Origin of the sequence: Burkholderia cenocepacia, assembly GCF_014211915.1 — a bacterium.
GTDB lineage: Bacteria > Pseudomonadota > Gammaproteobacteria > Burkholderiales > Burkholderiaceae > Burkholderia > Burkholderia orbicola.
On the sequence record NZ_CP060040.1, the window covers coordinates 1610318 to 1636088 of the forward strand.

Annotated in this window: 29 protein-coding genes; 5 read left to right on the top strand and 24 right to left on the bottom strand. The window is 67.7% G+C overall.

The features are described 5' to 3' along the window. Nucleotides 1-120: 120 nt before the first annotated feature. The 9 genes from SY91_RS23665 to SY91_RS23705 all read right to left on the bottom strand — a co-directional run bounded on the left by SY91_RS23665 (nt 121) and on the right by SY91_RS23705 (nt 9400). Entirely contained in the window at nt 121-888 is a 768-nt protein-coding gene (locus SY91_RS23665) for a FadR/GntR family transcriptional regulator (protein ID WP_006480703.1), read from the bottom strand. Between the two features lie 68 nt (nt 889-956). Further along, a complete protein-coding gene (locus SY91_RS23670) occupies nt 957-1847 on the bottom strand; it encodes an amidohydrolase family protein (RefSeq protein WP_006480702.1) in 891 nt (296 codons plus the stop codon). A gap of 68 nt (nt 1848-1915) precedes the next feature. Continuing rightward, nucleotides 1916-2857, bottom strand: a complete 942-nt coding sequence (locus SY91_RS23675; RefSeq protein WP_012339568.1) for an ABC transporter substrate-binding protein — start codon at nt 2855-2857, stop codon at nt 1916-1918. 82 nt (nt 2858-2939) lie between these two features. Beyond that, the gene (locus tag SY91_RS23680) at nt 2940-3977 is read right to left on the bottom strand and encodes an ABC transporter permease (protein WP_023475655.1); all 1038 of its coding nucleotides are present in this window, start codon (nt 3975-3977) and stop codon (nt 2940-2942) included. A gap of 36 nt (nt 3978-4013) precedes the next feature. Next, nucleotides 4014-5552, bottom strand: coding sequence for a sugar ABC transporter ATP-binding protein (locus SY91_RS23685; RefSeq protein ID WP_023475654.1), 1539 nt, complete (start codon nt 5550-5552; stop codon nt 4014-4016). A 12-nt stretch (nt 5553-5564) separates the two neighbouring features. Further along, a complete protein-coding gene (locus SY91_RS23690) occupies nt 5565-6341 on the bottom strand; it encodes an SDR family oxidoreductase (protein WP_023475653.1) in 777 nt (258 codons plus the stop codon). An 88-nt stretch (nt 6342-6429) separates the two neighbouring features. Continuing rightward, nucleotides 6430-7707: an L-fuconate dehydratase gene (locus tag SY91_RS23695; RefSeq protein WP_006480697.1), complete on the bottom strand. Its 1278-nt coding sequence runs from the start codon at nt 7705-7707 to the stop codon at nt 6430-6432. A 23-nt stretch (nt 7708-7730) separates the two neighbouring features. Continuing rightward, nucleotides 7731-8573 carry an ureidoglycolate lyase gene (locus SY91_RS23700; protein ID WP_006480696.1) on the bottom strand — a complete coding sequence of 281 codons (843 nt, stop codon included), beginning with the start codon at nt 8571-8573 and terminating at the stop codon, nt 7731-7733. Between the two features lie 62 nt (nt 8574-8635). Beyond that, nucleotides 8636-9400 carry an SDR family oxidoreductase gene (locus SY91_RS23705; protein ID WP_011547133.1) on the bottom strand — a complete coding sequence of 255 codons (765 nt, stop codon included), beginning with the start codon at nt 9398-9400 and terminating at the stop codon, nt 8636-8638. Nucleotides 9401-10065: 665 nt separating this feature from the next. Between SY91_RS23705 and SY91_RS23710 the strand changes: the two genes are divergently transcribed. The 3 genes from SY91_RS23710 to SY91_RS23720 all read left to right on the top strand — a co-directional run bounded on the left by SY91_RS23710 (nt 10066) and on the right by SY91_RS23720 (nt 12030). Next, on the top strand, nt 10066-10356 hold the full coding sequence (locus SY91_RS23710) for a DUF3331 domain-containing protein (protein ID WP_011547132.1): 291 nt from the start codon (nt 10066-10068) through the stop codon (nt 10354-10356). Between the two features lie 170 nt (nt 10357-10526). Further along, a complete protein-coding gene (locus SY91_RS23715; protein WP_023475652.1) occupies nt 10527-11513 on the top strand; it encodes an oxidoreductase in 987 nt (328 codons plus the stop codon). Nucleotides 11514-11727: 214 nt separating this feature from the next. Then, complete coding sequence (locus SY91_RS23720; RefSeq protein WP_006480691.1) at nt 11728-12030, top strand: DUF4148 domain-containing protein; 303 nt, start codon at nt 11728-11730, stop codon at nt 12028-12030. Nucleotides 12031-12223: 193 nt separating this feature from the next. Here SY91_RS23720 and SY91_RS23725 read toward each other — a convergent pair whose 3' ends face one another. The 6 genes from SY91_RS23725 to SY91_RS23750 form a co-directional block, all read right to left on the bottom strand. Further along, the gene (locus SY91_RS23725) at nt 12224-13429 is read right to left on the bottom strand and encodes a TauD/TfdA family dioxygenase (RefSeq protein WP_043887197.1); all 1206 of its coding nucleotides are present in this window, start codon (nt 13427-13429) and stop codon (nt 12224-12226) included. A 23-nt stretch (nt 13430-13452) separates the two neighbouring features. Further along, on the bottom strand, nt 13453-14409 hold the full coding sequence (locus SY91_RS23730) for an alpha/beta hydrolase (protein WP_023475650.1): 957 nt from the start codon (nt 14407-14409) through the stop codon (nt 13453-13455). A 57-nt stretch (nt 14410-14466) separates the two neighbouring features. Beyond that, nucleotides 14467-14955 carry a thioesterase family protein gene (locus SY91_RS23735; RefSeq protein ID WP_006480688.1) on the bottom strand — a complete coding sequence of 163 codons (489 nt, stop codon included), beginning with the start codon at nt 14953-14955 and terminating at the stop codon, nt 14467-14469. Nucleotides 14956-14965: 10 nt separating this feature from the next. Beyond that, nucleotides 14966-15931 carry an L-carnitine dehydrogenase gene (locus tag SY91_RS23740; RefSeq protein WP_006480687.1) on the bottom strand — a complete coding sequence of 322 codons (966 nt, stop codon included), beginning with the start codon at nt 15929-15931 and terminating at the stop codon, nt 14966-14968. Nucleotides 15932-16021: 90 nt separating this feature from the next. After that, complete coding sequence (locus SY91_RS23745; RefSeq protein WP_023475649.1) at nt 16022-16951, bottom strand: 3-keto-5-aminohexanoate cleavage protein; 930 nt, start codon at nt 16949-16951, stop codon at nt 16022-16024. Nucleotides 16952-17012: 61 nt separating this feature from the next. Further along, a complete protein-coding gene (locus SY91_RS23750; protein ID WP_006480685.1) occupies nt 17013-17966 on the bottom strand; it encodes a choline ABC transporter substrate-binding protein in 954 nt (317 codons plus the stop codon). Between the two features lie 444 nt (nt 17967-18410). On the opposite strand from SY91_RS23750, the gene SY91_RS23755 reads away from it, so the two are divergent. Beyond that, nucleotides 18411-18578: a hypothetical protein gene (locus SY91_RS23755; RefSeq protein WP_162595446.1), complete on the top strand. Its 168-nt coding sequence runs from the start codon at nt 18411-18413 to the stop codon at nt 18576-18578. Nucleotides 18579-18640: 62 nt separating this feature from the next. On the opposite strand, the gene SY91_RS23760 is transcribed toward SY91_RS23755, so the two are convergent. After that, the gene (locus SY91_RS23760; RefSeq protein ID WP_409557531.1) at nt 18641-19246 is read right to left on the bottom strand and encodes a LysR family substrate-binding domain-containing protein; all 606 of its coding nucleotides are present in this window, start codon (nt 19244-19246) and stop codon (nt 18641-18643) included. Further along, the gene (locus SY91_RS35605; RefSeq protein WP_409557532.1) at nt 19201-19521 is read right to left on the bottom strand and encodes a LysR family transcriptional regulator; all 321 of its coding nucleotides are present in this window, start codon (nt 19519-19521) and stop codon (nt 19201-19203) included. Before SY91_RS35605 ends, SY91_RS23760 begins: the two co-directional genes overlap by 46 nt. Before the next feature lie 121 nt (nt 19522-19642). On the opposite strand from SY91_RS35605, the gene SY91_RS23765 reads away from it, so the two are divergent. Further along, a complete protein-coding gene (locus SY91_RS23765; protein WP_006480683.1) occupies nt 19643-20086 on the top strand; it encodes a DMT family transporter in 444 nt (147 codons plus the stop codon). 57 nt (nt 20087-20143) lie between these two features. On the opposite strand, the gene SY91_RS23770 is transcribed toward SY91_RS23765, so the two are convergent. Genes SY91_RS23770 through SY91_RS23800 form a run of 7 tightly spaced genes read right to left on the bottom strand, consistent with a single transcriptional unit; the run spans nt 20144 to nt 25634 of the window. Next, a complete protein-coding gene (locus tag SY91_RS23770; protein ID WP_023475647.1) occupies nt 20144-21649 on the bottom strand; it encodes an aldehyde dehydrogenase family protein in 1506 nt (501 codons plus the stop codon). Between the two features lie 33 nt (nt 21650-21682). After that, a complete protein-coding gene (locus SY91_RS23775) occupies nt 21683-22213 on the bottom strand; it encodes a c-type cytochrome (protein ID WP_023475646.1) in 531 nt (176 codons plus the stop codon). Then, nucleotides 22210-22710, bottom strand: a complete 501-nt coding sequence (locus SY91_RS23780) for a c-type cytochrome (RefSeq protein WP_043887196.1) — start codon at nt 22708-22710, stop codon at nt 22210-22212. The genes SY91_RS23775 and SY91_RS23780 overlap by 4 nt, the downstream gene beginning before the upstream one ends. Further along, nucleotides 22707-23243: a methylamine dehydrogenase light chain gene (locus SY91_RS23785; RefSeq protein ID WP_006480680.1), complete on the bottom strand. Its 537-nt coding sequence runs from the start codon at nt 23241-23243 to the stop codon at nt 22707-22709. The genes SY91_RS23780 and SY91_RS23785 overlap by 4 nt, the downstream gene beginning before the upstream one ends. Before the next feature lie 39 nt (nt 23244-23282). Next, nucleotides 23283-23918, bottom strand: a complete 636-nt coding sequence (gene mauD, locus SY91_RS23790; protein ID WP_043887195.1) for a methylamine dehydrogenase accessory protein MauD — start codon at nt 23916-23918, stop codon at nt 23283-23285. Further along, nucleotides 23915-24469 carry a MauE/DoxX family redox-associated membrane protein gene (locus SY91_RS23795; RefSeq protein ID WP_023475643.1) on the bottom strand — a complete coding sequence of 185 codons (555 nt, stop codon included), beginning with the start codon at nt 24467-24469 and terminating at the stop codon, nt 23915-23917. Before SY91_RS23795 ends, mauD begins: the two co-directional genes overlap by 4 nt. A 7-nt stretch (nt 24470-24476) precedes the next feature. Further along, nucleotides 24477-25634 (bottom strand): amine dehydrogenase large subunit, encoded by a 1158-nt coding sequence (locus SY91_RS23800; RefSeq protein ID WP_023475642.1) that lies wholly within the window; start codon nt 25632-25634, stop codon nt 24477-24479. Between the last annotated feature and the right edge of the window lie 137 nt (nt 25635-25771).

Genomic DNA, 25771 nt, shown 5'->3' on the forward strand with positions numbered 1-25771 from the left:
GCTGCGTTCGTTCTATACCGACGGCCGGTGTCCTCGCAAGGGATGGTGGCCGTATCGGCACCCGGAACCGCGCCGCATCGCGCCACCGCTGCCGACCATGCAGCGAATCGATTCGCACGCTCAGTCGAGCGCGCGGCCGAAGATGCGAATCACTTCATCGAGATGCTCGGCCATCGCACGGCGCGCGGCGTCGGGATCGCGCGCACGGATCGCATCGAGGATCGCGCGATGCTCGAGCTCCGACCGGTGCGGCATGTCGTTCGGCATGTACAGCGACTGCAGCCGCTGGAACATCAGGTCGTACTTGTGCGCGAGCAGCTGCTTGATCATCAGCGCATACGCCGCGTTGTCGCTCGCTTCCGCGATGCGGATATGGAACAGCCGGTCGCCAGGGTGCGTGAGCGAGCCGCTGCGGTTGTCGTCCTGGTTGCGCAGGAACGCTTCGTGGATCCCTTCGATCTGTGCATCCGAGCCATGCTTCGCGGCCAGCGACGCGGCTTCCGGCTCGATCAGCCGGCGCGCCTGCAGCAGCGCGAACGGCGGGATTTCGGTGTCGAGATCGAGCGCGATGCCGAGCTCGGGATCGATCTCGACGATCGAGAACGGCGCGACCGTCGCGTCGGGAGCCGGCGCGGGTTCGGGCGCCGCGGCCGCTTCGGGATGGCGCACCTTCACGCCGTCGCCGACGCGCACGCTGACGAGCCCGTTCACTTCGAGCGCGATCAGCGCCTCGCGCACCGACGTGCGCGACACGCCGAACCGTTCGGCGAGTTCGCGCTCGGGCGGCAGATAGCTGCCCGGCGGGAAATCGCCGGACTCGATCATCGCACTGAGCTTGTCGGCGATCTGCTGGTAGAGGCGGCGGTTCTGAATCGGCTGGATGGACATACGTTGACGCTGGTAATCGGTTTCGTTCCGGACGGCCTGTCAAATCGCACTGACCGTTCGCGCCTATTTTATATGCCGCGCTTCACATCGCCCGGCACCGCGTAGCAGCGCGCGGCCGTGCCGCCCCACAACGCGCCGCGCTCGGCCGCCGACAGGCGCGCTTCGGCCCAGCGTTCGACCAGCGACGCGACCTCGTCATACGACGCCGCGAGCAGGCACACGGGCCAGTCCGATCCGAACATCAGCCGCTGCGGGCCGAACGCGTCGAGCGCCGCGTCGAGGCACTGCTCGATATGCCGGATGTCCTGGCCACGCAGGCCGCGCCGCCAGTCGGCCTCGGTCACGAGCCCCGACAGCTTGCACGCGACGTGCGGCAGCGCGCCCAGCTCACGCAGCGACGCGCGCCAGCGCGCAAGCGCGGTGTCGTCACGCTCGAACTCGGCCAGCGCCGGCTTGCCGACGTGGTCGAGCACGAGCCAGTGCGCATCGTGCCGCGCGCAGAACGCACGGACGTCCGGCAACTGGCGCTCGAACACGAGCACGTCGTACACATAGCCGTTCGCCTGCAGCCAGGCGACACCGCGATTGAAAGCGGGATCGGCGACGAACGCGCCGACGTCGGCTTCGTCCTGCACCTGGTGACGAAAGCCGCGCAGCTTCGGGCTGCGCCACTTGGCGACACGGTCGGCCAGCGCCGGCGCACCGAGAGCCTCCCAGCCGACCACCGCCGCGATGCGTGCATCGTCGCGCGCCAGATCGAGCAGGAACGCCGTCTCGTCACGGCCGGCGCGCGCCTGCACCGCGATCGACGCGCCGAGCGCCTGCGCATGCATCTGCGGCCACAGTTCGTCGGGCAGGTAGTCGCGTGCGAGCACGCCCATCCCGGGGCCGATCCACGGATAGTCGGCCGCGCGATAACGCCAGAAGTGCTGATGCGAATCGATACGCACTGCGCCCATGATGCCCTCGTGTTCAATCACCGCGGCAGCGACGGCCCGCAGCGTCGCCCCCCGCCCGTCCGCCACGTTCAGTCGTACAACACCGCCGCGATCTTCGGATCGTCGATATTGGTCTTGTCGTACCAGTAGAACCCGGTATCGATGACCTTCGGCAGCTTCTCGCCCTTGATCGCCTTCACGGCCGCCTCGACCGTCTTGTAGCCGATGCCGATCGGGTTCTGCGTGATCGCGCCGGCCATCAGCCCGCTGCGGATCGCGTCCTTCTGCTGCTTGCCGGAATCGTAGCCGACGATCACGACCTTGCGCTTCATCTCGCGCACGCCGTTGACCACGCCGATCGCCGAACCTTCGTTGGTGCCGAACAGCCCCTTGAGCTTCGGATACGCCTGCAGGATCGACTTCGTCACTTCGGTCGACTTCAACTGATCGCCTTCGCCGTACTGCACGGTCACGACCTGCACCTTCGGGTGCGCCGATTTCATCCGGTCGAGGAAGCCGTCGCGGCGGTCGATGCCGGTGCGGCTCGTCTGGTCGTGCGCGACCACCGCCACCTGCCCTTCGTCGCCGATCAGCGCGGCGAGCTTGTCGGCCGCAAGGGCGGCCGCGGCCTTGTTGTTGGTCGCGGCCGTCGTCACCGGAATGTCGCTGTCCACGCCCGAGTCGAACGCGATCACCGGAATCTTCTCGGCCTGCGCCTTCTTCAGCAGCGGCAGTGCGGCCTTGCTGTCGAGCGCCGCGAAGCCGAGCGCAGCCGGCTTCTTCGCGATCGCGGCCGACAGCATGTCGATCTGCTTGTCGACCATCGCCTCGGTTTCGGGCCCTTCGAACGTCACCTTCACCTTGTAGTCCTTCGCGGCCTGCGTCGCGCCCGATTTCACGGCCTGCCAGAACTGATGCTGGAAGCCTTTCGAGATCAGCGGGATATAGGTTTCCTGCGCCTGCGCACCGGCCGTGACGCCCGCGGCGAACGTCAGCCCGACGATCGCGTTCAACACCTTGCTCCTGATCACTTCGCGTCTCCTTGGTTGGTATCGACTGAAATGCCGGCCCGGCCGGCGGTGAAGCCCATGCCCTGGCGCCTCGGTATCGGCGTCAGCGGCGACGCCGGCGCAGGATGTCCACGTAGACGGCGAGAATGATGATCACGCCCGTCACGACCGTCTGCCATTCCTGTGCGACCGACATGATGCGCAGGCCGTTGGTCAGCACGCTCATGATGAACGCGCCGATGATGGTGCCGACGATGCTGCCCGCGCCGCCCGACAGCGACGTGCCGCCGATCACGACGGCCGCGATCGCATCGAGCTCGTAGCCCTGCCCGAGCGCCGGCTGCGCCGAGTTCAGCCGCGACGCGATCAGCAGGCCGGCGATCCCGCACACCGCGCCGCTGAACGTATAGACGGCGATCTTCCACGCATCGACGTTCACGCCGGACAGCCGCAGCGCCTCCTCGTTGCTGCCGAGCGCGAACGTGTAGCGGCCGAAGATGGTCCGGTTCAGCACGATCGACGCGCCGATCGCGACGAGAAACAGGATCAGCACCGCGTTGGGGATCGGCAGCGCTGGAATGAGGTTGCCGATCAGCGAATCCTGCGCAATCGACGTGAAGCCCGGCGTGTCGTTGAAGTAGATCGGCCGCGTGCCCGAGATCACGAGCGACAGCCCCTTGAGCAGCATCATCATGCCGAGCGTCGCGATGAACGGCGGCACCTTCATCTTCGCGATCACGAAGCCCGACACGCAGCCCGACAGCGCGCCGAAGCACAACGCGGCCAGAATCCCGAGCGGCAGCGGCATCCCCCACTTCGTTAGCACGACGCCGGCCATCACCGCGCAGAACGTCATCAGCGTGCCGACCGACAGGTCGATGCCGGACGTGATGATCACGTACGTGCAGGCGACGGCCAGCACGCCGTTCACGGCGGTGGCCTGCAGGATCGACACGAGGTTGTCGACTTCGAGAAAGTTCGACGACGCGAAGCTGAAGAACACGATCAGCAGCACGAGGCTCGCGAACGCGAGCAGCTTCTGCCGCGCGGCCGGATTGAAGAAGCGCGATTTCAGGCTCGACGCGGCGGCCGGCGTGTCGCCGGTGGCAAGGGGCTGAACGGGATGCGTATCGTTGGACATGATCGTTAGGCGTCTGAATCGGGACAGTCAAGGCAATCAGGACAACACGGTCGACTCGCGCTGCGTCGCGAGCTGCATGATCTTTTCCTGCGTGGCGTCGGCCGCGCGCAATTCGCCGGTCACGCGGCCTTCGCACATCACGAGAATCCGGTGGCTCATGCGCAGCACCTCGGGCAATTCCGACGAGATCATCACGATCGCCTTGCCGTCGGCGGCGAGCGCGTCGAGCAGCTTGTAGATCTCGCTTTTCGCGCCGACGTCGATGCCGCGCGTCGGCTCGTCGAAGAACAGGATGTCGCAGTCGCGCAGCAGCCATTTCGCGATCACGATCTTCTGCTGGTTGCCGCCCGACAAGAGCCGCGCGGGCTGCGCGACCGACGGCGTGCGGATCGCGAGCTGCCGCACGTACGACTGCGCGGCGTCGCGCATCCCGCGCGCATCGAGAAACAGGCCGCGGCGCACGAAGCGGCGCATGCTCGACAGCGCGATGTTGTTCTGCACGTCCATCCCGACCGCAAGCCCGAAGTGCTTGCGATCCTCGGACAGGTAGCCGATGCCATATTTCACCGCGTCGGCCGGCGTGCGGATCGTCACGGCCCGGCCATGCACGCGGATCTCGCCCGCATCGACCGGGTCCGCGCCGAACACCGCGCGCGCGACCTCGGTGCGGCCCGCGCCCATCAGCCCGGCGAAGCCGAGAATCTCGCCGCGCCGCAGCGTGAAGCCGACGTCGCGGATCGCGCGGCCGCGCGACAGCCCGCGCACTTCGAGCGCAATCTCGTTCGCGGACGTATCGGGCGGCGTGCGGGTTTCCGTATCGAGCTGGCGACCGACCATCATCGAGATGATCGATTCCATCGACGTGTCGGCCATCGGCACGGTCGCGACATACTTGCCGTCGCGCATCACGGTCACGCGATCGGCGATCTGGCGCAACTCGTCCATCTTGTGCGAGATGTAGATGATGCCGACCCCATGCGCGCGCAGGTCGCGGATGATGCGGAACAGCTCGGCGATTTCCGCGTTGTTCAGCGCGGCGGTCGGCTCGTCCATGATCAGCGCGCGCGAGTCGAACGACAGCGCCTTCGCGATCTCGACCATCTGCTGCTTCGCGACCGTCAGCCGGCCGACCGGCGTGCGCGGATCGAGATCGAGCCGCATCCGCTGGAAGATCGCGGCGGCGTCGCGGTTGAGTTTCTCTTCGTCGACGAACACGCCGAAGCGGCCGCGCGGCTCGCGGCCGATGAAGATGTTCTGCGCGACGCTCAGATGGTTCATCAGGTTCAGCTCCTGATGGATGATGCCGATGCCGAGCGCCTGCGCGGCACGCGGGTCGGCGATTTCCACCGCGCGGCCGTCCATCCGGATCTCGCCCGCGTCGCGCTGGTAGACGCCCGCGAGGATCTTCATCAGCGTCGACTTGCCGGCGCCGTTCTCGCCCATCAGCGCATGCACTTCGCCCGCGCGCAGGTCGAAACGGCAATCGTCGAGCGCCTGCACGCCCGGAAAGCGCTTGCCGATGCCGGTCAGCGCGATCAGCGGCTGCGTGGTGTTCGGGTTCAGGTCGGGTTGCATCGCGCGCGGCCCTCAGCTGATCGCACGATCGAGATGCGTGTAGCCGCCGTCGACGAACAACCACTGGCCCGTCGTGTGCGACGCACGCTCCGACAGCAGGAACACCGCTGTATCGGCGATCTCGTCGGCCGTCGTGAAGCGCTGGCCGAGCGGCACCTTGCCGGCAATTTCCGCGACCTTCGCTTGCGGATCGTCGAAGCCGGCGATCCAGTTCTGATAGAGCGGCGTCATCACCTCGGCCGGAATCACCGCGTTCACGCGCACGCCGTCGTCGCGCAATGCGACGGCCCATTCGCGCGTCAGCGCGAGCTGCGCGCCCTTCGACGCGCAATAGCCGCTCGTGTTGCCCTGCCCGGTCACGGCCGTCTTCGACGAGATGTTGACGATCGCGCCGCGCGCCGCCTTCAGGTGCGGCACGCAGTAGTGCGCCATCACGTAGTAGTGGATCAGGTTGCGTTCGAGCGACGCGACGAACGCATCGCGCCCGGCGTCGAGCCCGATGCTGTCGTTGATGCCCGCGTTGTTGACGAGGCCGTCGATACGGCCGAAGCGCGCGAGGGTCTGCGCGACGCCGTCGCGGCACTGTGCGTCGTCCTGCAGTTCGACAGTGACGCACGCGGCGCGCGGCTGTTGCTGCGTGAGTTCGCGCCAGAAGCCGTCGTCCGGCGCGTGGCGCGCGAACACCACGGGAACCGCGCCTTCGCCGGCCAGCCGCATCGAGATCGCGGCGCCGATACCCGACGCGCCGCCGGTCACGATCACGACCTTGTCTTGCAGATTCAAATCCACTTCGCGTCTCCGTCGTTCATGTTGTCGCCGCGCACGATGCCCACGACGCACGCCATGCAAATGGCGCGCCGTCGTGCATTGCCCTGCGTCAGCCGCGGAACCGGTACTGCTCCAGCGATTCGGGCTTCATCTCGATCGAGAAACCGGGCGCCGTCGGCGGCATGTACGCCGCGCCGCGCACCACGCACGGTTCGACGAAATGCTCGTGCAGGTGATCGACGTACTCGGTCACGCGCCCTTCCTTCGTACCGGAAATGCACACGTAGTCGATCATCGACAGGTGCTGCACGTACTCGCACAGCCCGACGCCGCCCGCGTGCGGGCACACTGGCAGCCCGTACTTCGCGGCCATCAGCATCACCGCGAGAATCTCGTTCACGCCGCCGAGCCGGCACGCGTCGATCTGCACGACGTCGATCGCGCCGCGCGCGATGAACTGCTTGAACAGCACGCGGTTCTGGCACATCTCGCCGGTCGCGACCTGCACCGGCGCGATCGCCTCGCGGATCTTGCGATGCCCCTCGACGTCGTCGGGGCTCGTCGGCTCCTCGATGAACCACGGCCGCGCGAACGCGAGTTCGCGCACCCAGTCGATCGCCTCGTCGACTTCCCACACCTGGTTCGCGTCGATCATCAGCTTGCGGTCGGGGCCGATCACCTCGCGCGCGATCGTCACGCGGCGGATGTCGTCCTCGAGGTTCGCACCGACTTTCAGCTTCACGTACTCGAAACCTTCGTCCACCGCCTCGCGGCACAGCCGGCGCAACTTGTCGTCGCTGTAGCCGAGCCAGCCGGCCGACGTCGTGTAGCACGGGTAGCCGTCGCGCTCCAGCGCGGCGATCCGCGCGGCCTTGCCGGGCGCCTGCCGGCGCAGCAGGTCGAGCGCTTCGTCCGGGCTCAGGCAGTCGGTCAGGTAGCGGAAGTCGATCGCCCGCACCAGCTCCTCCGGGCTCAGGTCGGCGACGAGACGCCACAGCGGCTTGCCGACGGCCTTCGCCCACAAATCCCACACCGCGTTGACGACGGCGCCCGTCGCCAGGTGGATCGCGCCCTTGTCCGGGCCGATCCAGCGCAACTGGCTGTCCGACGTGACGTGCCGCCAGAAGCGGCCCATGTCCTCGCGAATCCAGTCGAGGTCGAGGCCGACGACGAGGTGACGCATCGCGTCGATCGCCGCGCAGCAGATTTCGTTGCCGCGCCCGATGGTGAACGTGAGCCCGTGGCCTTCGAGCCCGTCGCGGTCGGTTTCGAGCACGACGTAGGCCGCCGAATAGTCGGGGTCCGGATTCATCGCGTCGGAGCCGTCGAGCTGGCGCGAGGTCGGAAAGCGCACGTCGAGGACGCGCATCGATCGAATGATAGGCATGACGAACCGTCCGTTGAAGGGAATCAGGCCTGCACGGTACGCTGGCGCTGCTCGCCGAGCCCGTCGATGCCGAGCGTGATCACCTGTCCGGCGCGCAGGTAGACGGGCGGCTTCTGTCCGAGGCCGACGCCAGGCGGCGTGCCGGTCGAGATCACGTCGCCCGGTTGCAGGCTCATGAAACGGCTCAGGTAGCTGATCAGGTGCGGCACGCGAAACACCATCGTCGCGGTCGTGCCGTTCTGGTAGCGGTGGCCGTCCACCTCGAGCCACAGCCGCAGCGCGTGCGGATCGGGCACTTCGTCGGCCGTCACGAGCCACGGGCCGATCGGGCCGAACGTGTCGTTGCCCTTGCCCTTGTCCCACGTGCCGCCGCGTTCGAGCTGGTATTCGCGCTCCGACACGTCGTTCACGACGCAGTAGCCGGCGACGTGCGACAGCGCATCGGCTTCGTCGATATAGCGGCCGCCCTGGCCGATCACCACGCCGAGTTCGACTTCCCAGTCGGTCTTCTCCGAGCCGCGCGGGATCTCGACGTCGTCGTTCGGGCCCGAGATCGCGCTCGTCCACTTGCCGAACACGACGGGCTCCTTCGGCACCTCCATCCCCGATTCGGCCGCGTGGTCGGAATAGTTGAGGCCGATGCAGATGAACTTGCCGACACGGCCGACGCACGCGCCGAGCCGCGGCGTGCCTTCGACGAGCGGCAGCGACGAAGGCGGAATGTCGCGCAGCCGCGCGAGCGACGCAGGCGTCAGCGCGTCGCCGGCGATGTCGTCGATCACGCCGGACAGGTCGCGAATGTGGCCCTGCGCATCGAGCAGGCCCGGCTTTTCATGGTGTTTGTCGCCAAATCTCAGCAGTTTCATAGCGTCATCCGAACGGAAACGGAAAGGGGAAGTGAGCGGAAAGGGTGGTCAGTTCGACACGGTCAGTTTGACCAGCCGCCGTCGATCAGGTGAATCGTGCCGGTGGTGAACGACGCTTCGTCCGACGCCAGGTACAGCGCGAGCGCGGCCACTTCGTCCGCGCTACCGATACGGCCGATCGGCTGGCGCGCGACGAACGCCTGGCGCACCTCGTCGGCGGACACGTGACGCGTGCGCGCCTGGTCGGCGATCCGCTGCTCCAGCGACGGCGATTCGATCGTGCCCGGGCAAATCGCGTTGCAGCGGATGCCGCGTTCGACGAAATCGGCGGCCACCGCCTTGGTCAGCCCGATCACCGCCGCCTTGGTGGTGCCGTACACGAAGCGGTTCGGCACACCCTTCACGCTCGACGCGGCCGACGCCATGTTGACGATCGACCCGCCGCCGGCTTCGAGCATCGCGGGCAGCAGCGCGCGAATCAGCCGGTACATCGACGTGACGTTCAGGTTCAGCGAGAACGCCCACGCGTCTTCGTCGCACTCGAGGATCGAGCCGTGATGCACGTAGCCCGCGCAGTTGAACAGCACGTCGAACGCGCGTTCGCTCGCGGCGAGCGCCGCGACCTCGTTCGTAGCGGTGACGTCGAGCCGCCGCGTGACCAGCCGGCCGCCCGCGCGTTCGGCGTCGGCCTCAAGCCGCACCAGCGCGGCTTCGTTGATGTCGGTCGCCAGCACGTCGGCGCCCTCGCTCGCGAACCGCAGCGCGGTCGCGCGGCCGATGCCCTGCCCGGCCGCCGTCACCAGCGCGCGTTTGCCCTGCAATCTCATGAGCATCTCTCCGAAAAAGCCGGCCGCCAGTCGGCCGATTGGCACAAAGGACTAAAGGTCCAACCAATCATAGGAAGGGATCGCCCGTTTGTCACGAAATCGCGATTCAGTATTTACCCGGGGCGGATCAATCCGTCCGGCACGCAAGAATGCGGCGGGCGAGTGGCGTTGAAGTCCGGCCTCTCGATTCGCGCAAACCCGGTACCGGCGGGCCTTCCAGCCGATTCTTCACCGACGTTCGGGACGGCGTCCGCGCCAAACTGACAAAAAAGTCATGTTCGCGTCAGGGTGCCAACGGGTGGCGCACGCCATCATGGCGTTGCCGGACCGCGCTTCCGGTACATCGCCTCCCCGCCCGCGCCGGATCCCTGCGGGCACCTCCGTCCCCTGGCGATGTATCCCGTGACTGGGCGAGCAGACACGGCGCGCGGGCCGATTTTCCGCCCCGGGCTTTCCGTCCGGGGCTTTTTGTTCTTGGTTTTTCAAGAAAATAAGCGTGGATTGTTTCTAAATCGGCAAAAGGTAATTTGAGCCAGACAGGATGTTTTTTCCGGTCACAGACGCTTACATTTAGCGCACCACTCATGGAAACCCCTACGGATTCCCCTTGGGTAGTGACACCCACTGCCATGGCCGAACCCGCACGGGCTTTAGGAAACGGCAAAATGAAGGCCTCCCAATCCCTGCCTGCGCTCGATCCCGCCGACGTCCACGTCGAAATCCTCGAACGTTCCGATACGCTGCTCGTCGTCCGCTGGGTCGAGCCCGGCCGCTGTCACTACGGCGAGCAACGCTGGCGCCGCCGCTTCGCGCAGCGCACCGGCACCTGCGCGCTGTCGCGCCAGGTTATCCATCGCGGCGACGAAGTGTTCCGCCCGGCCGAGCGTCCGGCCCCCGCGAACGCCGCCGCCATGATCTCCGCCGCCGAGGTACTCGCGCTGGCCGGCAGCAGGTAACACCTGCCGGCCGTGCGCCAGGCTGGCGGCGCCACGCTATCCGCCAGCCAGTCCTAGAAGCGCCGGTCTAATTCCCCCGCTTGTCTGCTCCGTCCGCCCGCACTATCGTTACACTACTCAATGTAACGATTACGTGCGGCGGCCGACCGGCCGCGCCGATGGAGGCAGACATGCATGCATGGAGCGCGCGCCACGTCCCGGCGCAAGGCGGCAAGGTCGCGGTCGTGACCGGCGCCAATAGCGGCCTCGGCTGGCACCTCGCGGAAACGCTGGCCGCGAAAGGCGCGACGGTCGTGATGGGCTGCCGCGACGCCACCCGCGGCGCGCAGGCCGCCGACGCGATTCGCCGGCTTCATCCTCATGCACGCGTCGAAGTCGATCCGCTCGACCTCGCCGATCTCGCGTCGATCGCACGCTTCGCGGCCGACGTCGGCGAACGCCACGGCCGCGTCGACATCCTCTGCAACAACGCCGGCGTGATGTTCCTGCCGCTGCGGCACACGCGCGACGGCTTCGAGATGCAGTTCGGCACCAACCACCTCGGCCATTTCGCGCTGACCGGCCAGCTGCTGCCGGCGCTGCGCGCCGCACGTCGGGCGCGCGTCGTCACGATGTCGAGCGGCTTCAACCGAGGCGGCCGGATTCGCGTGGACGACCTGCGCGCCGCGCATCGCTACAACCGTTATCTCGCCTATTGCGACAGCAAGCTCGCGAACCTCGTGTTCGCGCTCGAGCTGCAGCGCCGCTTCGAGCGCGCGGCGTTCGCCGGCATCAGCGTCGCCGCGCACCCCGGCTATGCGGCGACCAACCTGCAGTTCGCGGGCCCGGCAATGGACCGCTCGCCCACCCGCGCCGCGCTGATGCGTGCCGCGAACCGTTATCTCGCGCAGCCGGCCGATCAGGGCGCGCTGCCCGCGATTCATGCCGCCACGTCGCCCGATCTGGCCGGCGGCGCGTACATCGGCCCGTCCGGCTGGTTCGAATCGCGGGGGCTGCCGGCACCGGCAAGCGTGCCGCGCGCGGCGCGCAACGTGGCAACGGCGGCGTTGCTGTGGGAAGCCTCGGAAGCCGCGACGGGCGTGCGCTTTCTCAGTTCCGGCGCACCCGCGGGCCGCGCGTCGGGCCGGCCGTTCGATACGGCGGCCGAAGCACGCTGAATGGCGCGTCGCCGGCCACGGCATTCTTCATACTTATTACGACAACCGAAAAGAAAGCCCGTTGAAAGACTGTTTCGACTCCTCACTGTTACCAGTCAGGAAACAATTTATCGTCAAATTCAGCGTTTACCCTGAACACGCCGGTGACTAACATTTGATCAATCGCTCAAGACATGGTGTCGAGAGCGAACTCAATAAAACACCGGAGGTCACCATGAAATCGCTCGTTTCCGCAGTCGTCGCCGCTGCCGCCCTGTCCGCTTCGTTCGGCGCATTCGCTCAACAAAGCACCGTGACGCGCGCTCAAGTGCGCAACGAACTGGTCCAGCTCGAACAGGCCGGCTACAAGCCGGGCGTGTCGAGCCCGTACTACCCGAACGACATCCAGAGCGCCGAAGCGCGCGTTCATGGTGTCGACAGCAGCGGCTACGGCGCGCAACCGGCTCCGCTCGTCCACTCGGGCGCGCCGGCTGCCGCTTCGTCGAACGCACGCGACTCGATCTTCTTCGGCCAGTAAGCCGACGCACCCTCGGCGGGCGCCGCGCGTCGCGCGATGAAGTCACGCAGTCCTGACGAGCCCCCTTCGCGGGGCTCGTCTGTTTTGTGAAACGCATACCTCCGCCGCCCGGCAGCGGGTGGCTTCGCCCGGACGCCCGGCGTCCGGGTGCTTTTTCCCGGCGAGGTGTGCAAGAAGACGCCGTGTGTGCCGGTCAGCCGCCCACGGCCGCAGCCCCGGCCGGCGCCGACCGCGACAGCACGCGCCAGCGCGACAGCAACTCGTCGCGATCGACGTAACAGCCCTGCAGGTGCCGACGGCCCGTCGACGGATCGAACCCGGTGCGCGCATGCAGCACGCGCCGGTTGTCGAACGCCCACATGTCGCCCGCCCGCAGCCGGCGCTGTACGCGAAAGCGCGGCTCGCGCGCCAGCGCGAGAAACCGCCGGTACGCACGATAGACCGCCGCGACCGAACCGGCCGGCGCATCGAGCGGCCCGCGCAGGAAGTTCGCGACGCGCACTTCCGTCACGTTGCCGCGTGCGTCGAGGCCGATCACCGGCGCCGAACAGCGGTAGTCGCTGTTCGCGCTCTTGTTCCAGAACTCGAACGGCGTCGATGCGAGCTGCTCGAAATCGTTCGGATGTTCGCGCCGCAGCGCATCCGCGAGCGCGAAGCCGTCGAGGAAAATGCTGTCGCCGCCCGTCGCGTCGTTCGCGAGGCAATGCAGAAACTGCACGCCCGGCTGCAATTCACGCGTCGGCAGGTCGGTGTGCGGCGGAAGATTCAGCGACGTATACGCATTGCTGTCCGGGCGCGGCTTCGATTCGACGTCGAACAGCACACCGAAATTACTTTCGCGGATCAGGCCGACACGTCGTGCGATCTCGTCGACGCGGCCGCGCTCGGCCGGTACGCCTTCGACGAGCGTGAGCCCCGTGCGCTGCAACGCGCCGAGCCATGCGAGCAGCGCGCGGTCGTCCTCCATCACGTCACGCCACGCGAATACGCCGATCGCCGTCGCATCGTCGCCGGTCCATACGTGCCGCCCGTGCGCGGCCAGGCGCTCCGCACGCGACGCGTCGTCGTACGCATGCGCACGCAACCAGCCCGGCGACCACGCGCTGCGGTGCCCGTCGTTCCATTCCACATGCAGCGCGCCGTCGGTCTCGACGTGCACGGTGAGCGCCGACAGATCCTCACGCGCATCGGCGATCTCGAACACCTGTTCGCGCGTGATCGCATGCACGCACGCGGAACACGCGCAGTTGTCGCGCAGCCAGTCGAAATGGAACGGCGAGCGTCGCGCGTCGCTCCACTCGACCTCCACTACGTCATCGCCGATCGTCGCCGCCGCGATCGCCGCGTCGGCCGAAAACGTCCGCCAGTCCTCGATACGGTGTTGCGCCGCTGCCTGCAGCGTTGCCTCCCGGAAAACGCCCGCTACGCGTGTGGTGCGAGCAAGAACCCGCCGACCAGCCGGTGCATCCGCGCGGCCTGCGGGCTCGTCCCGAGCGCGCGCCAGCAGCCATGCACCAGCCCCTCTCCCATCCAGTAGTGCGCGATACCGCCGGCCGCGCGAATCCGTTCGACATACACGCGCGCATCGTCGCGCAGCGGATCATGCTCCGCGCCGGTCGCGAGCACCGGCGGCAAGCCGTCGAAGCGTATAGCTTCGAGCGGGACCGATGCACGCAACAGCGGGTTGCCGTCGCGCAGCACATCGGCCAAGTCACCGCCCCAGTACAGTTCTCGATAGCGATGCACGTCATCGAGCGTCAGCATCGGCGCGTGCGCTTCCGCGTCGCGCGCGGGCGACTGCGGTTCGAAACCGAGCATCGGATAGACGAGCGCGACGCCGTCCACGTTGCGTTCGCCCGCATCGCGCAGCGCGGTCGCCACCGCCGCCGCGAGCGTCCCGCCCGCGCTGTCGCCCGCGAGCGTCAGCGGAGGCACGCACGACCCGAGCGGCCAATGCGCGTCGCGTGCGGCACGCGTGACTTCCAGGCAATCGTCGAGCGCGGCCGGCGCACGGTGCTCGGGCGCGAGCCGATAGTCGACGGCGATCACGTCGAGGCCCGTATCGGCTGCCAGTTGCGCGGTGATCAGCGCATGGCTGTCGAGCGAGCCGACGACGAAGCCGCCGCCATGAAAAAACAGCACCGTGCCGCGCGGTGTACCGTGTGCGCACGTATAGCGCCGCAGTGCGATCGTGCGGCCGCCCGGTGCGCGCCACACGGCGTCGTGCTGCACGATGCCGGCCGGCAGCGCGGCTGGCGTCCATTCGGCCGCGAAGCGGTCGTAGAGACGGCGCTGCTCGTCGGGCGAACGCGCCGCCGCATCGGCCGGATACCACGCGTCGACGGCCGCGACGAACGCCGCGATTTCCGGTTCGAGCATCGTGTGCGCTCCGCGGTCGAAGGTCGAAAATCGAAGATCGTGAAATGAAGCGCGCCGCTAGCGGCGCGGCGGCAGCCCGATCACGCGGCCCGCATACGCAGGCGCCGCACACTCGCGCTGCAACGCATGCAGTTCGGCCACGCGCGCGGCCACGTCGTCGTCGAACGGCGCCGATTTCGCGCCGTCGCGCGTATCGACGTGCAGCAGCATCTGCTCGCTCGCCGATACCGCGTCGTCATGCCCGTCGGCGAACAGCTCGAGATACAGGTGCAGCCGCTTCGCGTCGTGCGCGAGCACGCGCGCATCGACACGCACCGGCGTGCCTTCCTTGATCTCGTGCAGATAGTTCACGTGCGCTTCGAGCGTGTAGACCGAGCGCCCCCGCTCGCGGCGCGCGGCGTCGTCGAGGCCGATGCGATCCAGCAGCGCATCGGTCGCGAAGCTGAAGATCAGCAGGTAGAACGCATCGCGCAGGTGGCCGTTGTAGTCGACCCATTCGGGCCGCACGACGTCGCGGTAAATCGTCAGCGGGGTATCGCCCGTCATCGCCTGTCCTTTAGTCCTCGAATCGCATCCCGTGCCGCGCCTTCACCGCGGCGATCGATTTCAGCACCTCGGTGATGCACTCGTCGCGATAGCGTTCGAGCGCCTTGATGCTGCGCGTGCCCTGCTGCTCGGTCGTGCCTTCGACGACGCTGTCGATCAGCGCGTCGGTGAGCGTCGGCGCGACCAGCTTCGTCCACGGCAATTCGAGCGCGGGGCCGAATTGCTGCATGAAGTGTCGCATGCCCGCGTCGCCGCCAGCCAGCGTGTAGGTCAGGAACGTACCCATGAACGACCAGCGGATACCCGCGCCGAAGCGGATCGCATCGTCGATCTCGCCGGTCGTCGCGACGCCTTCGTTGACGAGATGCAGCGCCTCGCGCCACAACGCCTCGAGCAGGCGGTCCGCGATGAAGCCCGGCACTTCCTTGCGCACGTGCAGCGGCCGCATGCCGAGCTTGCGATAGACCTCCATCGCGCCCTCGACCGCTTCCGGCGACGTGCGCGCGCCGCCGAGCACCTCGACGAGCGGCAGCAGATAGACGGGATTGAACGGGTGACCGACCACGCAGCGCTCCGGATGCGTGGCCCGCGCGTAGAAGTCGGTCGGCAGCAGCCCCGACGTCGACGACGCGATGATCGCGTCGGGCTTCGCCGCGCGGCTGATCTGCTCGTGCAGTTCGAGCTTCAGCGCCTCGCGCTCGGGCGCGCTCTCCTGGATGAAATCCGCATCGGCGACGCATGCCTCGATCGTCGATACGAAGCGCAGCCGCGCGGGATCGGCGCCTGGCGCGAGGCCGACGCGTTCGAGCGCGGGCCACGCGTTCGCGACGTTCGCGCGCAGTCGCGCTTCGGCGCCCGGCGCCGGGTCCCACACGACCACGTCGAGACCGTGCGCGAGCGCGCGGGAAATCCATCCGCTGCCGATCACGCCGGTGCCGATGGCGGCAAACGTCTTGATGTCGGTCTTCACAGCCATGTCAACGCATCCTTCGAATCAGGGGAAATCGGTCGACGGCCGCGCGTGGACGCACGCCGCCGTGCCATGTCAGTCAGTGGGTGAAAAAGCTCACGCGAATTCGGCGATCGCGCGACGTTCGAGCGCACGTTCGCCGCGCGCCGGCAGGCCGAGCTTGCGGCGGCCTTCGGCCGGCGTCAGCACGCGGCCGCCGAGGCGCTCGACGATCTCGCGGGCGCGCTGGACGAGCGTGCCGTTGGTCGCATGCACGCCGCGGTCGAGCCAGATGTTGTCTTCGAGGCCCACGCGCACGTGGCCGCCGAGCAGCATCGCCTGCGCGACCATCGGCATCTGCATGCGGCCGATCCCGAAGCCCGCCCAGTGCGCGCCGGGCGGCAGGTTGTCGACCATCGCCTTCATCGTGCCCGTGTCGGCCGGCGCGCCCCACGGAATGCCGAGGCACAGCTGGAACAGCGGCGGATCGTCGAGCAGCCCTTCCTTGAGCAACTGCTTCGCGAACCACAGATGGCCCGTATCGAAGATCTCCAGCTCCGGCTTCACGCCGAGTTCCTGGATGCGCTTCGCGCCGGCGCGCAACTGCGCGGGCGTCGACACGTAGATGTAGTCGCCGTCGCCGAAATTCAGCGTGCCGCAGTCGAGCGTGCAGATCTCGGGCAGCAGTTCCTCGACGTGCGCGAGGCGCGTGAGGCCGCCGACCAGATCGGTGCCCTTGCCGAAGCGCATCGGGTCCTCGCCGGGGCCGATCTCGAGATCGCCGCCCATGCCGGCCGTCAGGTTGATGATCACGTCGACGTCGGCCGAGCGGATGCGGTCGACCACTTCGCGATACAGGTTCGGGTCGCGGCTGCCGCGCCCCGTCTGCGGATCGCGCACGTGGCAGTGGGCGACCGTCGCGCCGGCCTTCGCGGCTTCGATCGCGGCGGCCGCGATCTCCTTCGGCGTGACCGGAATCGCCGGATGCTTGCCGACCGTATCGCCCGCGCCGGTGACGGCGCAGGTGATGATGACTTCGTGGTTCATGCGGGATGCCTCGCTTGATTCGGGTTGTGTCGCATTGCAGATAGCGCGTGGGCGCCGGCCCTTACAGGCCGAGATACGCCTTCACGGCAGGCAGGCCGTCCTTGCCGTCGAACGTCTTGACGCCCGCGAGCCACGGATCGAGCACCTGCGGGTTCTTCTTCAGGTACGCCTTCGCGGCCTCGGCCGGCTTGGTCTTGTTCATCACCGACTGCATCAGCTGGTTCTCGAGCTGCGTCGAGAAGCGCAGGTTCGTCACGAGCTTGCCCGCATTCGGGCAGCGCGCGATGAAGTCCGGCGCGGTCAGCGTGTACACGCGCGCTTCGCCGTAGTTCGGGCCGAACGCCGCGTCGCCGCCGGACAGGTAGTTCATGCTGAGCTGGATGTTCATCGGATGGGGCTCCCAGCCGAGGAACACGACCCACTTCTTGTCGCGGACCGCGCGCTCGACCGTCACCAGCATCCCCGCTTCGCTCGATTCGACGAGCTTGAAGCCGCCGAGCCCGTACTGGTTCGTGTCGATCATCTTCTGGATCGTCGCGTTCGCGCTGCTGCCCGGCTCGATCCCGTAGATCTTGCCGTCGAGTTCCGCGCGGTGTTTCGCGATGTCGTCGAAGGTCTTCAGGCCGGCCTGGTATGCGTAGCTCGGCACCGCGAGCGTCGCCTTCGCGCCGGACAGGTTCGGCGGCTCGACGACGTTGATCGACTTGCTGTCGAGGAACGGTTGCAGTTGCTTTTGCTGCACGGGCCACCAGTAGCCGAGCGACACGTCGAGCTGCTTGCTCTTGAGGCCGGCGAACGAAATCGGCACCGACGCGATCGTCGTGGTCGGCTTGTAGCCGAGCGCCTCGAACACGGTCGACGCGAGCGCCGTGGTCGACGTGATGTCGGTCCAGCCGATATCCGCGAAACGCACGGTCCGGCAGGTCGTGGCCTCCGTCTCGGCCAGCGCGGCGTGCGTGAACGCGCCGGTCGCCAGCACGGCCGCGGCGAGCGCGGCGATCTTCGTCGACTTCATGGTTCGGTTCCTCCCGGTTGGTCTCGCGGCAGCCGGTGCGCGAAGTGTGCGCCGGCCTGCATCGTGGGAGTAAAAGTAACGAGCCATATTCGCCGCGAGAAGACCGGCGGCGACCTGTTCTTGCCTGTTTGCGACTATGAGTGGAAACCACTAGATTTCGTCTGAGGCTTGATGGACGGGGGTCTAGGGTTTTTCTTGGGAGCGGCGGGATTGCCCGGATGCGGCGCACACCTTTCGATTCCGCCATGGCTTTGCTGACGGATTTCCGACAGGTCGCCGGATCCGGTTGACCGGCCCTATGCTGGCAGTCGCCGGGCGATCGCGCGCGGCCCGCCTGTAGCCGTGCCGCCTCGTGTCCGGCCGTTGCGCGTCGCTGTAACGGACGCGCACGGACACGGCCGGCCGTCGCGATGTCGGTCTCCGGTCTTTCCGCCAAGGAACACCATGATGCTTGCCGCTTTCTTCGTCGTCGCCCTTGTCGCCCTCATCGTGCCGATGCAGCGCGGCGTGATGCGCGGCGCGGATGCGAAACTTCGCGCGCGATTCGACGCGGAAGGCCCGCGCGGCGACGCGTCGCGCCGGTTGATGCACGATGCGGGGTACCGCGTCTGAGTATCGACGTCGGGCGCAGGCCAGCCGAACTCGCGGGCCGGTACGGTGGCGATGCGGCGCGTTTAGCCCGCCGTCACCACCCGCACGAACGCCTGCGCGAGCACCGTCGGCTCGACCGGCAACACCAGCGCGCACACCGACTGCGCATCCTCGTCCGAAATCGGCACGAACACGACGCCATCGATGCCGATGCTCGCCATCCGCGCCGGCACGATCGCCACGCCCCGGCCGGCCGCGACGAGATTCAGCATCGACGTCTTCGGCGACACGATCCGCGCGGCCGCCGGCACGAAGCCGCGCTTCAGGCACAGATCGAGCACGACGCGCGCGAGGCCGCCGCGCTCCCGATACACGGCCGACACGAACGGCTCGCGCCGCAACCGCGCTATCGCGATGCGCTTGCGGCCCGCGAGCGGATGATCGACCGGCAGCGCCGCGCACAGGCGCTCGGCCGCCAGTTCGACGAAACGCACGCGTGCATCGCGCCGCAGCACCGGCAGGCGGACGATCCCGATATCGGCGTGGCCGTTCGCGATCTCCGTCACCTGATCCTCCGACGACGCACGATCGAGATCGATGCGCGCGCCCGAACAATCGCGCATGAAACGGTCGAGATCCGGCATCAGGCTGCTGACGGGCACGGTACTGGAATGCAGCAGCCGCAGCACGCCGGCCTCCCGCGCGACAACTGCGCACCTTCGTCGGCGGCCGCCGTCAGCGTGGCCGGGATCGACGCCACGCGTTCGCGGTAGAGCGCGCCGGCCGGCGTGAGCCGCACGCCTCTCGGCTCGCGGTCGAACAGCACGAACCCGAGTTCGTCCTCGAGCTGGCCGATCTGCCGGCTGAGCGCCGACTGCGCGACATGGAGCGCACCCGCGGCCGGCGTGAAGCCGCCGAGATCCGCGACGGTCAGGAAATACTGGATTTGCCGGAGTGATGGCATGCCGAAACGAGATGGATGAGCGTCAGATTCGATATTTGCGTTATACCGGCGCGCTCCGCAGAATGAAAGCCCTCCATGCCGCCATCACCGTTGCGGCCATCCTTTCGGAGCGTTCATCCTCGTGGCTACCCTCCTGTCTTATCTGCTGGTCGTGGCGGCCGGCATCAGCGTTGCGTTGCAGCAGGTGCTCAACGCGAACCTGCGCGCGCAAATCGGCTCGCCGTGGTGGGCCGGCTCGGTCAGCTACCTCGTCGGCCTGGCCGCGATGCTGGCAGTCGCGTTGCTGTCGCCTCACCCGCGCCTGAGCGGCACGTTCTCCGGCGCGGGCTCGTGGTTCAGCTGGACGGGGGGATTGTTCGGCGCGGTATTCGTCGGCGTTGCGATCCTGATGGTGCCGCGATTGGGCGCGGCGACGACGCTCGCGCTGATCGTCGTCGGGCAGATGACCGGCGCGCTCGTGTTCGACCACTTCGGCGTGCTGGGCATCGCTCAGCATTCCGCAAGCCCGATCCGCGTGGCCGGCGCGGCGTGCCTCATTCTCGGGGTCGTGCTGATCCGCGCTTGACGGCGGCGCGTGCGTACGTGACCGGCATATCGGCAACGCATGCACGCGCCACGACGCTCACCCGGTGTTCATCATCACCGACTTGCTCTCCGTGTACTGGTCGATCACCGCGCGACCGAGTTCGCGGCCGAAGCCCGACTGCTTCATCCCGCCGAACGGCAACGCGTTGTCGAGCAGCGAGTGGCAGTTGACCCACACGGTGCCCGCGGCAATACGCGGGATCAGCTTGTGGATCGCCGCGAGATCGTTCGACCAGATGCTCGCGCCGAGGCCGTACGGCGTGTCGTTCGCGAGCTGCACGGCCGTATCGACGTCGTCGAACGGCATCGCGACGAGCACCGGCCCGAAGATCTCCTCGCGCACCACGCGCATCGCCTGCGTCGTATCGACCAGCACCGTCGGTTCGACGAAGAAGCCGGGGCCGTCGATCGCGCGGCCGCCCGCGGCGGCACGCGCGCCCTCGCCGAACCCCGAGTCGATGTACCCGCACACGCGCTCGCGCTGCTTCGCCGACACGAGCGGGCCGATCTGTGTCGCCGGGTCCATCCCCGGGCCGATCTTCAGGCTCGCGGCGATCTTCGCGACGCGCTCGATCACGCCGTCGAACACCTGCGAATGGATGTATGCGCGCGAACCGGCCGTGCACACCTGCCCCTGGTTGAAGAAGATCGCATTCGCCACGCCCAGCGCGGCCTTGTCGAGATCGACGTCGGGCAGCACGATCACCGGCGACTTGCCGCCGAGCTCCAGCGACATCCGCGTCATGTTGTCGAGCGCCGCGTAGCCGATCGTCTTGCCCGTCTGCGTCGACCCGGTGAACGCGATCTTGTCGATGCGCGGATCGCGCGACAGCGCCGCGCCGGCCGTGCGACCGTAGCCGGTGACGATATTGACGACGCCGTCCGGAAAGCCGGCCGCCTGGATCAGCTCACCGAGCCGCAATGCGCTCAGCGGCGTGTCTTCGGCGGGTTTCAGCACGATGGTGCAGCCGGTCGCGAGCGCCGGCGCGATTTTCCACGCGGCCATCAGCAACGGGAAATTCCACGGAATGATCGCGCCGACCACGCCGACGGGCTCCTTGCGCGTATAGGCGAAGATTTCGCTGTCCGGCAGGTACGGCATGCCGGCGTCGATCACGCTGCCTTCGATCTTCGTCGCCCAGCCGGCCATGTAGCGGAAGCACTGCGCGGCCATCGCGACGTCGAGCCCCTGCGCGACCATCACCGGCTTGCCGTTGTCGAGCGATTCGATCTCGGCCAGCTCGCGCGCATTGGCCTCGATCAGGTCGGCGAGCACGAGCATCAGGCGCTCGCGGTCGGTGGTCTTCGCAGTGCGCCACGGGCCTGCATCGAAGGCACGGCGCGCGGCCACGACCGCCTGCTGCACGTCGCGTTCGTCCGCTTCCGGCACGCGGGCGAGCACGGTGCCGTCGGCCGGGTTCACGACATCGAGCTGGCGGCCCGACGCGGCATCGCTCCACTCGGCGCCGATCAGCATCTGCTTCGGCTTCGCGAGAAACGCGCGCGTCGCGTCGAGCAACGCAAAGGTTTCGTTCGTCTCCATGTTCCTGTTTCCCTGATTCGTTGAGTGAGTCGGTCAGTAGCGATCCGCGACGCCGTCGATCCCGCGCGCCTGCAACGCACGGACGAGACCGGCGCGCACGGTCGCGACGTCGGACAGCGCGGGACGGCGGTGCGCGGCGACTTCGGCGGCCGTATAGGGCTTGAAGTCGCGCGGCAGCGCATCGCGGTTCATCGTCGTGAGCACCCAGTTCAGCACGTCGGCCAGTTCCCGATCCGACAGCGCCGAGTTCGACGCGCCGGGCACGCGCATCACGTACTCGCGCCCGGCCGGCAGATGCGTGAAATAGCCGAGCGAATTCGCGAGCGGCGGCACCTTGCCGGGAATGCCGCCGCCCGTCGCCGTGTGGCAACCCATGCAGTTGAGCACCCAGTGCTGCCGTGCGAGCGCGGCATCGGCCGCGTCGTCGGCCTGCGCGGGCATGGCGAACGCACCAGCCGCCGCGCCCGCCAGCAGCAGCCAGCACGAAAGCCGATGCGACAAACCGCCGAGCCACGACGACGACGCGCACCGCGTGCCGTGCACGGACGCGCGCACGCCGTTCACAGGCCGAGCCCCTTGATCACCACCGCGCGCTGCGCATGCACGGCCGTGCCGTCCATCTGCTTCGCTCGCGCCGCACGGATATCGGCCGCGGTGAACGGCTTCGCGTCGCCGTGCCGCGCGTTGAGGTCGAACACGACGTAGTTCAGCACGTGCGCGATGTCGTCGTCGCTCGCGCTCGCGAACGACGGCATCTTGAAGTTGTAGCGCTTGTCGTGCACCTCGATCTCGCCGAACATCCCGTGCAGCAGCGTCGCGATCAACTGCGCCCGCCCGGCTTCCGCCGCCGCGTACTTGCCCGGATACTCGATCAGCGGCGGCGCGAGGCCGTCCTGCCCTTTCCCGCCCGCCTGGTGACACACCGCGCACTGCGCGTCGAACAGGCTTTTCCCGGCCGGGTAATGCACGATTTCCTGTGCGTGCGCCGCGTGCGGCAACGCGAACGCCGCGACGGCCGCCATGCACACAACGACGCCCTTTCCTGCTTGCTTCACTTTCATTGCTTCGCCGCTCCCAGCAGAACCGAAACCGAACAGTGGTAATTCGAATTACCGTTCGCCATGCACCAGTTGATGTCGTTGTTCAATGACAGCTTGTACAGCGGCTTCTCGCGCTCGTTGCGGTTGCAGAAGCACTTGCCGCACGACGTCTTGCCGCAGCAGTCGTTGTACGACACGATGTAGTCCGAACCGTCGTGCGGATTGCGGCAGGTGCCGATCCACGTGATCGGCGAAGGCGTCGTGCCCGGCGGGCAACTGCTCGACGTGCCGCCGCAGCAGCTGCAGAGCCAGCCGTCGATCGCGCAGTATTTCCAGTAGTCGCAGCTCGTCGGATCGTCGCTCGCGCCGGCACCGGATGCGCCTGACGCCCCTGATGGTGCATCGGCCGCATACGCGGTGCGGTCGACCGGCAGCAGCGGCAGGAGTGCCGACCCCACCAGCACCTTGCCGAGCCTTGCCATCGCGCTGCGCCGCGAACTGTGCTGCGCGACGCCGCGCGCCGACCGCTCGAACCATGAATCAAACACGCCCATGTCGTCGTTCTCCAATGACGTTGAAAAAGGTTCGGCCGGTCACGCGTGCTGCGCGTGCCCGTCGTGGGCATCGTGGCTATGATCGCCGTGCACGAACTGCTGCAGCGACGCGACGCCGCGCTCCTTCGCCTCGAACAGGCTCTCGAGATGCTCGCGCGTGTTGACGAGCCCCTTCGCGCGCACGGTGCCCGTTTCGTCGAGCAGCACCGCATACGGCAGCTTGCCGATTTGATAAGCGAGGCCGAGCTCCTGCGACAACACGTACGGGAAGCGCCCGAGGTCGTGCTTCCGCGCGAAGCGCGTGTGTTCGTCGGCATCGCCGTCGCTCGCGAGCACGATGTTCACCGGCGTCGCCTCGCTGGCCTGCAGCGACGGCAGCAGCGGCAGCAGCTTCTTGCAGACGGGGCACGTCGGCGACAGGAAGAACAACAGCGTGGCCTTGCCCGCCGCGTCGATACCGCCAACCTTCACCTGCGCGCCGCGCATGTCGGTCAGTTCGAACGTCGGCGCGATCGCGCCGACCGCCGGCCCCTTGTCGATCATCAGCGCGCCGGCCGGCATGATGCGTTCGTACAGGATGCCGATCTGGCGCACCAGCGCGAGGCAGATCGCGCCGAGCGCGAGGACGGCCACCCACAGCAGGGCGGTGGAAACGGTGAGAGCGGTTTGCATCATGAATTCCTCAGGTGGGAAAGGCGCGGGACGTTCGCGAGCAGCACGTCGACGGTGAGCAGCGCCCAGACGATCAGCAGCACGGAGAAGAACAGCGTCAGGTAGTCGAACCACACGACGGCGCGCGTGCCCGGCTCGACGAACGCGGTCGCGGCCAGCGCGACGAGCAGCAGCACGCGGCCGACATGCAGCCAGCCGATGCCGCGCGGGGCGTCGGCGCGGGCGGCGGTGAAGCCGGAACAGCCGCAATCGATGTCGGTGTGGCCGCGCAGCAGGTTGATCGCGAGCCCGGCCGCGAACGCCAGAAGCAACGCGATCAGGCCGGTCGCGCCGGCCGTGCGCGTATCGGGAAACAGCAGCGCCACGGCGGCGACGGCTTCCGCGAGCGGAATTGCGAACGCGACGGGCGCGGTCAGCGCATCGGGCAGCAGCCGGTAGCCGGCGAGCGCCTGGCGGAACGCGGCGGGCCGGCGCATCTTCGCGAAGGCGCCGAGCAGCACGATGGCGGCCGCACCGGCCTGCGCGCTGGTGGCGAGTACGGGATCGACGGTCATCGCGGCCTCACGGGTTGACGAGCAACGTCGACGTATTGCCGACCTGCTTCTCGACGTGCAGCAGCTTGCCGCTACGCGCTTCCATCACGACGAGGTCGGAGGTCGCCGTCAGCCCGTAGAACAGCGGCTTGTCGTCCTCGCTGACCTGGATCGACACGAGCGGATCGACCTTCAGTTGCGCGAGATCCCAGCGCGCGACGCGCTGCTTCGACTTCAGGTCGACTACCCACACCTGCGTGCCCGGGTCCTTGTGCGAGCCGTCGGTGCCCTTGTGCATCAGCACGTAGTAACGGTTCTGCTTCGCCTGCACAGCCGTCTGCTGCATGCCGCCCGGGCGCCAGCCTTCGGCGCGCTCGGCGTCCGTCAGCAGCGGCCACGGCTTGCCGAACGCCGGCTTGTCGCCGCTGAAATCGGCGCTGCGCACGTTGCCGCCGTAGGTGGTGAACAGGTATTCGCCCTTGTACCGCGACGCGTTCACGAACGCCGGGTCCTTGTCGACGTCGATGAATGCCTCCGACATCGTGCGCTTCGTCTCCTTGCCGTTCGCGTCGAGCGTGACGGTCAGCGCCTTGCCGCTTTCGCACAGCGCGGTGAAGCGGTCGTTACCCGACGGATACGCAAGCACGCACGCGGCCGTGTCGATCTCCGACAGCACCTTCTTCGAGACGGCGTCGATCACCGTCACCGATGCGGACGGCGTGATGTTCGCGACGTACAGCCGCTTGCCGTCGGCGCTGAATGCGGTGTTGTACGGCGACGGCACGTGCTGCGCGTGCTTCGCCGGAATCACGATCTCGCCCGCGTGATCGAGCGTCGTGTTGTCGATCATCTCGACGACGTCGGTGCGCGTGCCGTGCGAGCCGCGCGAGAAATAGGTCGTCGCGACGAAGCTGGTCTTGCGGTCGGGCGAGATCGCGAAGCCGGGGCCGAAGCCGCCGTCGATCTGGCCGAGCAGCTTCTTCGCATCGGCGTCGTACACGTAGATGCGCCCGTCGGTCATCGACGGCATCGAGATGTCGACGATATAGACCTCGTGCGGATGCCATGGCGGCATCTTCTGCACGACCAGTTCCTCGGGTTTTTCCGCCGCGTTCGCGCCGCCGGCCCATGCCGCTGCCAACGCCAGCGTCGCCGCGAGCGCCGCGGTTCGTCGCCTTGTCCTCATGCCGCCTCCAGTGGGAATTCACGTTATGTGGGGCGACTGTAGTTCGACAATAAAACCGTCCAGCACCCGGACCGGCAACGCGTACGTGCCGATTCGGGATATTGGAAATGCGCGTGAAAGCCGTCTGCCCCGCGCCC

Bases quoted from the DNA above. Each gene is read 5' to 3' on its own strand.
- SY91_RS23680 (WP_023475655.1), bottom strand. From the start codon at position 3,977: ATGTCCAACGATACGCATCCCGTTCAGCCCCTTGCCACCGGCGACACG.
- SY91_RS23755 (WP_162595446.1), top strand. From the start codon at position 18,411: ATGATGCTTGCCGCTTTCTTCGTCGTCGCCCTTGTCGCCCTCATCGTG.
- SY91_RS23770 (WP_023475647.1), bottom strand. From the start codon at position 21,649: ATGGAGACGAACGAAACCTTTGCGTTGCTCGACGCGACGCGCGCGTTT.
- SY91_RS35605 (WP_409557532.1), bottom strand. From the start codon at position 19,521: ATGCCATCACTCCGGCAAATCCAGTATTTCCTGACCGTCGCGGATCTC.
- SY91_RS23670 (WP_006480702.1), bottom strand. From the start codon at position 1,847: ATGGGCGCAGTGCGTATCGATTCGCATCAGCACTTCTGGCGTTATCGC.
- SY91_RS23745 (WP_023475649.1), bottom strand. From the start codon at position 16,951: ATGAACCACGAAGTCATCATCACCTGCGCCGTCACCGGCGCGGGCGAT.
- SY91_RS23750 (WP_006480685.1), bottom strand. From the start codon at position 17,966: ATGAAGTCGACGAAGATCGCCGCGCTCGCCGCGGCCGTGCTGGCGACC.
- SY91_RS23705 (WP_011547133.1), bottom strand. From the start codon at position 9,400: ATGAGATTGCAGGGCAAACGCGCGCTGGTGACGGCGGCCGGGCAGGGC.
- SY91_RS23795 (WP_023475643.1), bottom strand. From the start codon at position 24,469: ATGACCGTCGATCCCGTACTCGCCACCAGCGCGCAGGCCGGTGCGGCC.
- mauD (WP_043887195.1), bottom strand. From the start codon at position 23,918: ATGATGCAAACCGCTCTCACCGTTTCCACCGCCCTGCTGTGGGTGGCC.
- SY91_RS23700 (WP_006480696.1), bottom strand. From the start codon at position 8,573: ATGAAACTGCTGAGATTTGGCGACAAACACCATGAAAAGCCGGGCCTG.
- SY91_RS23685 (WP_023475654.1), bottom strand. From the start codon at position 5,552: ATGCAACCCGACCTGAACCCGAACACCACGCAGCCGCTGATCGCGCTG.
- SY91_RS23735 (WP_006480688.1), bottom strand. From the start codon at position 14,955: ATGACGGGCGATACCCCGCTGACGATTTACCGCGACGTCGTGCGGCCC.
- SY91_RS23785 (WP_006480680.1), bottom strand. From the start codon at position 23,243: ATGGGCGTGTTTGATTCATGGTTCGAGCGGTCGGCGCGCGGCGTCGCG.
- SY91_RS23740 (WP_006480687.1), bottom strand. From the start codon at position 15,931: ATGGCTGTGAAGACCGACATCAAGACGTTTGCCGCCATCGGCACCGGC.
- SY91_RS23730 (WP_023475650.1), bottom strand. From the start codon at position 14,409: ATGCTCGAACCGGAAATCGCGGCGTTCGTCGCGGCCGTCGACGCGTGG.
- SY91_RS23780 (WP_043887196.1), bottom strand. From the start codon at position 22,710: ATGAAAGTGAAGCAAGCAGGAAAGGGCGTCGTTGTGTGCATGGCGGCC.
- SY91_RS23720 (WP_006480691.1), top strand. From the start codon at position 11,728: ATGAAATCGCTCGTTTCCGCAGTCGTCGCCGCTGCCGCCCTGTCCGCT.
- SY91_RS23710 (WP_011547132.1), top strand. From the start codon at position 10,066: ATGAAGGCCTCCCAATCCCTGCCTGCGCTCGATCCCGCCGACGTCCAC.
- SY91_RS23715 (WP_023475652.1), top strand. From the start codon at position 10,527: ATGCATGCATGGAGCGCGCGCCACGTCCCGGCGCAAGGCGGCAAGGTC.
- SY91_RS23695 (WP_006480697.1), bottom strand. From the start codon at position 7,707: ATGCCTATCATTCGATCGATGCGCGTCCTCGACGTGCGCTTTCCGACC.
- SY91_RS23800 (WP_023475642.1), bottom strand. From the start codon at position 25,634: ATGAGGACAAGGCGACGAACCGCGGCGCTCGCGGCGACGCTGGCGTTG.
- SY91_RS23665 (WP_006480703.1), bottom strand. From the start codon at position 888: ATGTCCATCCAGCCGATTCAGAACCGCCGCCTCTACCAGCAGATCGCC.